Origin of the sequence: Kitasatospora sp. NPDC036755, from assembly GCF_040636595.1 — a bacterium.
Lineage (GTDB): Bacteria > Actinomycetota > Actinomycetes > Streptomycetales > Streptomycetaceae > Kitasatospora.
The window spans coordinates 1-9,984 of record NZ_JBEZUT010000318.1; the positions used below are offsets into that span (position 1 = coordinate 1).

Sequence of the window (9,984 nt, forward strand, 5' to 3'; positions counted from 1 at the left end):
GCCCGGCGGCGGCGCGGGGCGCGGACGGGGGCGGCGGCGGGGGCGGACGTGGTGCGGCGGTCGGCGGTCGGCGACATACCGGGCTCCTTGGAAGCGGCGCTGCGGAAGGCGAGCGCGAAGAGGGAGGAGGGAGCGCGGGAGCAGGGATCGCCTGCTCGTGAAGGCGCGCGCCTGCACGGGCCGCGGACCCTGGCTGCAGGGGCGGCACACCGTACGGCCCTTCCACGGTACGACCACGACCGGGCCGTGTCTGCACGAATACTTGGATTTCCTAGTATCTGAGACGGACACCACCCGGGAGAACGCAGCAGGGCCCGGACCGCCGGTCGAACGGCGGTCCGGGCCCTGTCCGGGCGGGTCAGCCCAGGTCGACCGAGCGCGCGAAGCGGGCGCCGATCTCGGCGGCGATGGCCGAGAGCACGTCCTGCGGGATCTCGGTGTCCACGGTGATGGAGGCCAGCGCGTTGCCGCCGTCACGGGCGACCTGCATGCCGGCGATGTTGATGCCCGCGTCGCCGAGGTGGCGGCCGAGCACGCCGACCACGCCGGGGCGGTCCTCGTACTTGAAGAAGGCCATGTGGTCGGTGAGCGCGACGTCCACGTCGAAGGCGTCCACGCCGACGATCTTCTGGGTCAGCTTGGGGCCGGCCAGCGTGCCGGAGATGGCGATCTCCTCGCCCGTCCCGAGCGTGCCGCGGACGGTGATCACGTTGCGGTGGTCGGGGCTCTCGCTGGAGGTGGTCAGGCGGACCTCGACGCCGCGCTCCTGGGCGAACAGCGGGGCGTTGACGTAGGACACCGTCTCCGCCACGACGTCCTCGAACACGCCCTTCAGCGCGGACAGTTCGAGCACCTTCACATCGTGCTGGGTGATCTCGCCGCGGACCTCGACGTCGAGGCGGACGGCCACCTCGCCGGCCAGCGCGGTGAAGATCCGGCCGAGCTTCTCGGCCAGCGGCAGGCCCGGGCGGACGTCCTCGGCGATCACGCCGCCCTGAACGTTCACCGCGTCCGGCACCAGCTCGCCGGCCAGCGCGAGGCGCACCGACCGGGCGACCGCGATGCCGGCCTTCTCCTGCGCCTCGTCGGTGGAGGCGCCCAGGTGCGGGGTGGCGACCACGTTGTCGAAGGCGAACAGCGGGGAGTCGGTGCACGGCTCCTTGGCGTACACGTCCAGGCCCGCGCCGGCCACCCGGCCCTCGCGCAACGCGTCCGCCAGCGCCCCCTCGTCCACGATCCCGCCGCGGGCGGCGTTCACGATGCGCACGGACGGCTTGACCTTGTGCAGCGCCTCGTCGCCGATCAGACCGATGGTCTCCGGGGTCTTGGGGAGGTGGACGGTGATGAAGTCCGAGACCTCCAGCAGCTCCTCCAGCGTGACGAGCTTGACGCCCATCTGCGCGGCGCGGGCGGCCTGGATGTAGGGGTCGTACGCGACGATCTTCATCCCGAACGCGGACATCCGCTGGGCGACCAGGACGCCGATGCGGCCGAGGCCGACGACGCCGAGGGTCTTCTCGCTCAGCTCGACGCCGGTGTACTTGTTGCGCTTCCACTCGCCCTGCTTGAGCGCGGCGTTGGCCGGGGCGATGTTGCGGGCGACGGAGATCAGCAGGCCGCAGGCGAGCTCGGCGGCGGTGACGATGTTGGAGGTCGGCGCGTTGACGACCATCACGCCGGCCTTGGTGGCGGCGGCGACGTCCACGTTGTCCAGGCCGACGCCGGCCCGGGCGACGACCTTGAGCTTGCGGGCCGCGGCCAGCGCCTCGGCGTCGACCTTGGTGGCGGAGCGGATCAGGATCGCGTCGACGTCGGCGATGGCGGTCAGCAGCTCAGTGCGGTCCGCGCCGTTGCAGTGACGGATCTCGAAGTCGGGGCCGAGGGCGTCGACGGTGGCGGGCGAAAGCTCTTCGGCGATCAGAACTACGGATTTGCTCACGACAGTGGGGTCCTTAACTGTCCGGTTCCCCCGGGCACGTAGGTGGCGTGGAGGGCGGGGAAAGGTGGCATGCCGCGTAGGTAGACGCACGACGCTGTGGGCCTGACGCGCACTCGGAGTGTATCGACGGGCTGGATAGCGGGCTGCTCCCGTCCGGCGAAATCACCCGGACGAGAGCAGCCTACTTGTACAACGGAGTTACAAAATCGGGGCCGGAACCGGCTCCGGGAGGGTCAGGCGTTCTCGTTGACCCAGCTCATCAGCGAACGCAGCTTCTTGCCGGTGGTCTCCAGCAGGTGGTCCTCGTCGGCCTTCTTGTACTCGTTGTACTTGGGCAGACCCGCCTTGTACTCGGCGATCCAGGTGTTGGCGAAGGTGCCGTCCTGGATCTCGGCGAGGACCTTCTTCATCTCGGCCTTGGTGGCGTCGGTGATGATCCGCGGGCCGGTGACGTAGTCGCCCCACTCGGCGGTCTCGGAGACCGACCAGCGCATCTTCTCCAGGCCGCCCTCGTACATCAGGTCGACGATGAGCTTCAGCTCGTGCAGGCACTCGAAGTAGGCGATCTCCGGCTGGTAGCCGGCCTCGACCAGGGTCTCGAAACCGGCCTTCACCAGGGCGGCGGTGCCACCGCAGAGGACGGCCTGCTCACCGAACAGGTCGGTCTCGGTCTCCTCGGTGAAGGTGGTCTTGATGACGCCGGCCTTGGTGGCGCCCAGGCCCTTGGCGTACGACAGCGCCAGGGCGAAGGCGTTGCCCGTGGCGTCCTGCTCGACCGCGACGATCGCGGGGACGCCGCGGCCCTCCTCGTACTGGCGGCGGACCAGGTGGCCCGGGCCCTTCGGGGCGACCATGCAGACGTCGACGTCCGCCGGGGGCTTGATGAAACCGAAGCGGATGTTCAGGCCGTGGCCGAAGAACAGGGCGTCGCCGGCCTTCAGGTGCGGGGCGATGTCCGCCTCGTAGACGTCGGCCTGGATCGGGTCCGGGACCAGGATCATGATGACGTCGGCCTCGGCCGCCGCCTCGGCCGGGGTGACGACGCGCAGGCCGGCCTCCTCCGCCTTGGCGCGGGACGCGGACTCCGGCTTCAGGCCGACCCGGACGTCCGCGCCCGAGTCCCGCAGCGACAGCGCGTGGGCGTGGCCCTGGCTGCCGTAGCCGATGACCGCGACCTTGCGGCCCTGGATGATGGACAGGTCGGCGTCGTCTTCGTAGAACAGCTCGGCCACGGGGGCACATCTCCTTGCGTGATGGGTGCCGGGTACGCGGTGTTCACCGTAGTTCGTACCGGCGGGGGTGTGGGTCGTTGCTCGAAAGGTGCCGCGTGCCGTCGGACGGGCGACGGTGGGCGGCGGGAGGGAGACGGTCTCGCGCGGGTTACGCGCTGCGGTCCAGGGCGCGCAGTGAGCGGTCCGTGATGGAGCGCGCGCCGCGGCCGATGGCGACCAGGCCGGACTGGACCAACTCCTTGATGCCGTAAGGCTCCAGCATCCGGAGCATGGCCTCCAGCTTGTCCGAACTGCCGGTGGCCTCGATGGTCACCGCTTCGGGCGACACGTCGACGGTCTTGGCACGGAACAGCTGGACGATCTCGACGATCTGCGACCGGGTCTCGTTGTCGGCGCGGACCTTCACCAGGACCAGTTCCCGCTGGATCGCAGCGGACTGGTCGAGTTCGACGATCTTTATCACGTTCACGAGCTTGTTGAGCTGCTTGGTGACCTGTTCCAGCGGGAGGTCCTCGACGTTGACCACGATCGTCATCCGGGACACGTCCGGGTGCTCGGTCGAACCGACGGCGAGGGAGTCGATGTTGAAACCCCGACGGGAGAACAGTGCGGCGATGCGGGCGAGCACGCCGGGCTTGTTCTCGACCAGGACGGAGAGGGTGTGCTTGGACATGGGATTCCTCAGTCGCACAGGAGGGGTCCGGCGCAGCCGGTCCCGAGAAGGCGGGCGGTGGGCGACGGGCGGGCCGGCAGGGGCATCAGTCGAGGTCGTCGCCGAAGTCGGGGCGCACGCCCTTGGCGAACTGGATCTCGTCGTTGCTGGTGCCGGCCGCGACCATCGGCCAGACCATGGCGTCCTGGTGGACGATGAAGTCGATGACCACCGGGCGGTCGTTGATCTCCATCGCCTGCTTGATGACCGCGTCGAGGTCCTCGGGACGCTCGCAGCGCAGGCCCACGCAGCCCATCGCCTCGGACAGCAGGACGAAGTCGGGGATCCGGGTGCCCTGGGCCGGCGGCTCGACGCCGTCGTGGCCGGGGCCGGAGTGCAGCACGGTGTTGGAGTAGCGCTGGTTGTAGAACAGCGTCTGCCACTGCCGGACCATGCCCAGCGAGCCGTTGTTGATGACCGCGACCTTGATCGGGATGTCGTTCAGGGCGCAGGTGACCAGCTCCTGGTTGGTCATCTGGAAGCAGCCGTCGCCGTCGATGGCCCAGACCGCGCTCTCCGGGCGGCCGGCCTTGGCGCCCATCGCCGCGGGGACGGCGTAGCCCATCGTCCCGGCGCCGCCCGAGTTGAGCCAGGTGCCCGGCTTCTCGAACCGGATGAACTGCGAGCTCCACATCTGGTGCTGGCCCACGCCCGCGGCGTAGATCGCCTCGGGGCCGACCAGCCGGCCGATCCGCTCGATGACCTGCTGCGGTGACAGCTGGCCCTCCGGGGCCGACTCGTAGCCGAGCGGGTAGGTCTTCTTCCACTCGTCGAGCCGCTCCCACCACTCGGTGTAGTCGCCCTTGTGGCCGGCGTCGAACTCGGCCTGGACGGCGACGATCAGGTCGGCGAGCACCTCGCGGGCGTCGCCGACGATCGGCACGTCCGCCGGGCGGTTCTTGCCGATCTCGGCCGGGTCGATGTCGGCGTGGACGACCTTGGCGTTGGGGGCGAAGCCGTCCAGCTTGCCGGTGACGCGGTCGTCGAAGCGGGCGCCGAGGGTGAACAGCAGGTCGGACTTCTGGAGCGCGGTGACGGCGGGGACGGAACCGTGCATGCCGGGCATGCCCAGGTGCTGCGGGTGGCTGTCCGGGAAGGCGCCGAGCGCCATCAGGGTGGTGACGACCGGGGCGCCGGTCAGCTCGGCGAGGATCCGCAGCTCGGCGGTGGCCTGCGCCTTGAGCACGCCGCCGCCGACGTACAGCACCGGGCGCTTGGCGCCGACCAGCATCTTCGCGGCCTCGCGGATCTGCTTGGCGTGCGGCTTGGTCACCGGGCGGTAGCCGGGCAGCGCGGTCTCGACCGGCCAGCGGAAGGTGGTGGTCGCCTGGAGCGCGTCCTTGGCAATGTCGACCAGGACCGGGCCGGGGCGGCCGGTGGCGGCGATGTGGAAGGCCTCGGCGATCACCCGGGGGATCTCGGACGGATCGGTCACCAGGTAGTTGTGCTTGGTGATCGGCATCGTGATGCCGCAGATGTCCGCCTCCTGGAAGGCGTCGGTGCCGATCGCCTTGGAGGAGACCTGGCCGGTGATGGCGACGATCGGCACCGAGTCCATGTACGCGTCGGCGATCGGGGTGACCAGGTTGGTCGCCCCCGGCCCGGAGGTCGCCATGCAGACCCCGACCCGGCCGGTGGCCTGGGCGTAGCCGGTGGCGGCGTGACCGGCGCCCTGCTCGTGGCGGACGAGGATGTGGCGCACCTTGACGGAGTCCATCAGGGGGTCGTACGCGGGAAGGATGGCCCCGCCCGGAATGCCGAAGACGGTGTCCGCGCCCACGGCCTCCAGGGAGCGGATGAGCGACTGGGCGCCGGTCATGGTCTCGACGACGTGCTGGGGAGCGGGAGCGTTGGCGGCCGGGTTGTCCCCGCGGCGGGGGGATGCGGCGTGCTCGGTCATCTGCCTGTCTCTTCTCGGGTTTTCGCCGACCCGGTGCTGCGGGCCCCGGTGCTGCGAGGAAGGGGTCCCGGTCCGGGTCGATCGCCGGCTCTGCCTCAATCGTCCCGCTTGATCCGAAAGGTCGGACGTGCTCGGCGGTCGAGGCCAGGGGTCTTGCGGAGGTGGAACAGCGTCAGTGCAACAAAAAACCCCTCGTGCCAAAGGGCATGCGAGGGGTGGCGCGTCGGTCTGTCACGAGCAGGGCGTACGAGCCCACTCAGCCGACGCGCCCGCCAAGTACGAGAATTCGGGTGCGCATGGCAACGACCTTCCTCCCGTGCGGGGTGACGTGTCAAGCAGGTGGGATGACCGTCTCGCCATGCGGACCCCCCGACGGACCAGTAACGGCATGGCGTTCGGGCAGGTCAGGGCCGCCATGGTGATGTGCGCCACGTCCCGGCGCGGCGTCCGCCCGGCCGCCCGAGCGGCCACTCGTCCGGGTGTCGTCGACGGCGGGCGGGTGCGGGCGCCGGGGCGGGAGCGGGCCCGCCGGGGAGGGCAGCGGGTAGCTCCGGCGGGCCAGCGCCCGGCGCAGCCGCGGCTCGTCCAGCGAGGGGGCGAAGGCCGAGCCCTGGGCCTGCCCGCAGCCCAGCTCCTGCAGCGCGGCCACCTGGCGGGGCAGGTCCACCCCCTCGGCGGCGGTGGCCATCCCGAGGTCGCGGCCCAGCCGCAGCGCGTGCCCGGCGAGGGTGCGGCTGAGCGGGGACTCGCCGAGGTCCTGGACGAGCGTGCGGTCCAGCTTGAGCCCGTCCAGCGGCAGCCGGGCGAGGGCGCCGAGCGAGCCGCCGCCGGCGCCGTAGCCGGCCAGCCAGGTGGAGACGCCGAGCCCGCGCAGCGCGGAGAGCCGGCGGCCGAGCTCGTCGGCGAGCGAGTCCGGGCCCATCCGGGCCACCTCGATGACCAGTTCGTCGGCGGGCAGGCCGCTGTCGCGCAGCGCCGAGGCCACCGTCTCGTACAGGCCCGGCGAGCAGAGCCGCTCCACCGAGAGCCGGACGGCCACCGGGACGGGCTCCGGCGCGCCGCGGCCCCGGCCCGGCAGGCCGCGCCGTTCGACGGCGGCGCTGACCGCTTCCAGGACCAGCCAGCGGGAGAACCGGGTGGCCGCGTCGCCGTGCTCGGTGGAGCGCAGGAACTCGGCCGGGGTGAGCAGCAGTCCGCCCACCGAGCGCCAGCGGGCCTGCGCCTCGACGCCGGTCACCGCGCCGCTGCCGAGGTCCACCACGGGCTGGTGGAGCAGGGTGAAGCCGCCCTCCCGGACGGCCAGTCGCAGCCGTTCCTCCAGCTCGGTGCGGCGCTCCAGGTCGGCCCGCATCGCGGGGGTGTAGAGCACCACCCGGCCCTTCCCCTCGGACTTGGCCCGGTACATCGCGAGGTCGGCGTTGCGCATCAGTTCGTCGGCCGCGGTTCTCGGGTCCGCCGCCGGGCCGCGCTCGGGGGTGCCGAAGGCGATGCCGATGCTGGCGGCGACGCTGAGTTCGGCGCCGCCGATCCAGTACGGGTCGGAGAGCGCGAGGCGCAGCCGCTCGGCCAGCTCCTGGACCTGGAGGCGGCCGAGCGGGCCGCAGACGAGCGCGGCGAACTCGTCGCCGCCGAACCGGGCGACGGTGTCCCCGCAGCGGACGGCGCTCTGCAGCCGGCGGGCGGCCTGCACCAGGAGTTCGTCGCCGACCTGGTGCCCGGCGGTGTCGTTGACCGCCTTGAAGCCGTCCAGGTCGAGGAAGAGCACCGCGATCCCGGCGCCCGTCTCGCCCTGCTGCCCGCGGGCGCCGAGGGCGGCCCGCAGCCGCTGGGTGAACAGCGCCCGGTTGGGCAGGTCGGTGAGCGGGTCGTGGAAGGCGTTGTGCTGCAACTGGGCCTGGAGCATGACGCGTTCGGTGACGTCCCGGCTGTTGAGCAGTAGGCCGTCGCGGTGTCTGCTGACGGTGGACTCGACGTGCAGCCACTCGCCGGCGCCGGAGCTGATCCGGCACTCGACCCGGGCGGAGGGCTCGGCGGCGCCCGGGCTCCGGTGGGTGGTGAGCCGGACCCTGGCGAGGTAGCGGCGGACCTCGGAGAGCACCCGGCCGACGTCCTCGGGGTGGACCAGGTCCAGCAGGTTGCCGCCGACGAGCTCCTCCGGGTCCCGCCCGTAGACGCCGAGCGCGGCCGGGGAGACGTAGGAGAGCACGCCGTTGGCGCCGGCGATCATGATGACGTCGCTGGAACCCTGCACCAGGGAGCGGAAGTGCGCCTCCTTGTGGGCGAGTTCCTGCGCCAGCGACAGGTTGTCCAGCAGCATCACGCCCTGCCGCAGGATCAGCGCCAGCCCGACGGTGCAGGCCGCCGCGGCGACCACGCGGTCCAACTCCCGTCCGCCGAGGGCGTTGTAGAGGATGCCGGCGGTGCAGACCGCGGCCGCCGCGTACGGGGTCAGCGCGCTGAAGGTGGTGGCCACCCGGCGGTGCGGCAGGCCGCCGGCCGAGGGGTGGTCGCGCAGCGGACGGCGCCAGCGCGGCGACCACGGCGCCCAGGCCAGCAGCAGGCTGCCGGCGAACCAGCCGGCGTCCAGCAGTTCGCCCGAGTGGTAGCTGCTGCGCAGCTCCGGGGAGGTGAACAGGGCGTCGCAGGTCACGGTGACGGCCAGCGCCAGCATCGCGGTGTGCACCGCCGCCCGGTTGCCGTCCCGGCCGCCGAAGCGCAGCCCGACCACCAGGCTGACCAGCAGGATGTCCAGCACCGGGTAGGCCAGGTTGAGGGCCAGCCGCAGGGGCGAGCCGTCCTCGCCGGCCGCGATCCGGCCGAGCGCCAGGCTCCAGCTGAGGGTGAACAGCGAGCCGGCGATCAGCCAGCCGTCGAGCAGCAGGCAGAGCCAGCCGGCCGCGGTGCGCGGGTGCTGGGCGAGCACCAGGACACCGGTGATGGCGAGCGGGCCGAACAGCAGGAAGACGTACTCGGCGAGCGAGTCCCGGGGCAGCGGGGTGCGCACCACCAGCTCGTACCAGCCCCAGGTGCCGTTGCCGAAGGCGACCATGAGCGAGGAGAGGCCGAACAGCAGCCAGGCCGGGCGGGCGTGCCCGCCGACCGTGCAGCCGTACACCAGACAGGACAGGGCGGCCGCCAGGGCCGCCGCGGCCAGCCCGAAGTCGCCCATGAACACGGACAGTTGGCGCGATCCCCAGCCGACGGCGGCGCCGATGGCGTAGGCCACGCAGAGCGTGCCCAGGGCGACCCCGGGCAGCGTGCGGCACTCCGCGAGCCGGCACAGCGGGCCGCGGCGGGCGGGTGCGGGCACGTCGGCGGCGGACGTGTCGGTGTGCGGCGCGTCCGGCCGTCCGGTTCCGGGCAGCACCGTTTCGGTGGAGCTCACTCGGCCTCTCCCCCTCCGGCCCGGGGCCTCGCGCCCCGGCCACGGACCACCGGCCGCGCACCTCTCGGACGTACGCGGTGGCCTGGCGCCCCGTCAGGACGGTGGCCCAGGGGGTGGGCGGCCTGCCGGTCGCCGCACCGCACCGATGCTCCCAAAATGGACCCTACACCAATTCCGTCACTCAACGACACGCACACTCAACTTAGAGTAATGGCGGAAGGGTGGGGAAATGCCCCTGATTCCTACGGATCGGCCCGGTTGGCGGCGGCGCGCGGGAGGGGGCTCACGCGGCGCGCACGGGAGCACGCGGAGGCGCCCGGCGTGGCCGGACGTCGGACCGGGGCGGGGCGGGGCGGGAACCGGGGCGGGGTGGGAACCGGGACCGGGACCGGCCCGAGCCGGTCCCGGTCGGTGGTGCGGCCCCGCTCGGTGGCCCCGGTGGTCCTCGGCGAACGGCGCCCAGCGGCGCCCGCCGGCCCTCCCCGTGGAGCTCAGTGGCCCGAGGAGGCCAGGTCGTCCGGGAACAGCCGCAGCCGGTGCGCGAGGGCGGCCGCCTCGCCCCGGCCGCCGACCGCCAGCTTGCCGAGGATGTTGGAGACGTGCACGCTCGCGGTCTTCGGAGAGATGTACAGCTCCTCGGCGATCTGCCGGTTGGTCCAGCCGCGCGCGAGCAGGCGGAGCACGTCCCGCTCACGGGGGGTGAGGTTGAAGGAGTCCCCGGCGGCCTGGGCCGGCACCGCGGCCGCCCGCTCGGCCGGGGCGAGGCTCAGCCCGGCCCGTTCGGCCAGCGCGGCGATCCGCCCGCCGAGCGGCCGG

Annotated in this window: 6 protein-coding genes; all 6 read right to left on the reverse strand. The window is 72.4% G+C overall.

The genetic code is table 11. The features are described 5' to 3' along the window. Positions 1-358: 358 nt before the first annotated feature. A complete protein-coding gene (gene serA, locus AB0E96_RS33135; RefSeq protein WP_359829498.1) occupies positions 359-1,939 on the reverse strand; it encodes a phosphoglycerate dehydrogenase in 1,581 nt (526 codons plus the stop codon). A 233-nt stretch (positions 1,940-2,172) separates the two neighbouring features. Beyond that, positions 2,173-3,171 (reverse strand): ketol-acid reductoisomerase, encoded by a 999-nt coding sequence (gene ilvC, locus AB0E96_RS33140; RefSeq protein ID WP_359829499.1) that lies wholly within the window; start codon positions 3,169-3,171, stop codon positions 2,173-2,175. A 148-nt stretch (positions 3,172-3,319) separates the two neighbouring features. After that, on the reverse strand, positions 3,320-3,844 hold the full coding sequence (gene ilvN / locus AB0E96_RS33145) for an acetolactate synthase small subunit (RefSeq protein ID WP_049657946.1): 525 nt from the start codon (positions 3,842-3,844) through the stop codon (positions 3,320-3,322). 85 nt (positions 3,845-3,929) lie between these two features. Beyond that, the gene (locus AB0E96_RS33150) at positions 3,930-5,783 is read right to left on the reverse strand and encodes an acetolactate synthase large subunit (protein WP_359829500.1); all 1,854 of its coding nucleotides are present in this window, start codon (positions 5,781-5,783) and stop codon (positions 3,930-3,932) included. 331 nt (positions 5,784-6,114) lie between these two features. Next, a complete protein-coding gene (locus AB0E96_RS33155) occupies positions 6,115-9,066 on the reverse strand; it encodes an EAL domain-containing protein (protein WP_359829502.1) in 2,952 nt (983 codons plus the stop codon). A gap of 593 nt (positions 9,067-9,659) precedes the next feature. Beyond that, positions 9,660-9,984 (reverse strand): response regulator transcription factor (locus AB0E96_RS33160; protein WP_359829501.1); only part of this gene is annotated, 325 nt, incomplete at its 5' end.

What these genes read in the sequence shown, in the direction of transcription:
- AB0E96_RS33150 (WP_359829500.1), bottom strand. Translation starts at nt 5,783, where the DNA reads ATGACCGAGCACGCCGCATCCCCCCGCCGCGGGGACAACCCGGCCGCC.
- ilvN (WP_049657946.1), bottom strand. Translation starts at nt 3,844, where the DNA reads ATGTCCAAGCACACCCTCTCCGTCCTGGTCGAGAACAAGCCCGGCGTG.